This window comes from Gelidibacter salicanalis, from assembly GCF_016469035.1.
GTDB lineage: Bacteria > Bacteroidota > Bacteroidia > Flavobacteriales > Flavobacteriaceae > Gelidibacter > Gelidibacter salicanalis_A.
Genome location: NZ_JAEHJZ010000214.1, coordinates 1 through 304, shown reverse-complemented (window position 1 = coordinate 304; position 304 = coordinate 1). Strand labels below are relative to the sequence as shown.

Annotated in this window: 1 protein-coding gene; it reads left to right on the top strand. The window is 52.6% G+C overall.

The genetic code is table 11. From position 1 onward, the window contains the following. The coding region (locus tag JEM65_RS21375) for a hypothetical protein (protein ID WP_199603759.1) at window positions 1-304 on the top strand (304 nt) is incomplete at both ends.

Here is a 304-nt window from a genome sequence, read left to right as displayed (position 1 = left end):
CCAACAGTGGGTGTGAAACCAGAGCAACTCCATTCTCAAACACGAGACTACTTCCGCCGACTGGCGAAAGACGCGTCACGTTATAACTCCTCCATCAGCGATCCGGAAACGGATGCCAAGCAAGTCAAGGTGCTGCAGTTAATCAACGCCTTCCGCTTCCGTGGCCATCAGAACGCGAACCTTGATCCCCTCGGCCTGTGGAAACTGGACGATGTACCTGATCTGGATCCTGCGTTCCATCATCTGACAGAAGCTGATTTCCAGGAGACCTTCAACGTCGGTTCATTTGCCATTGGCAAGGAAA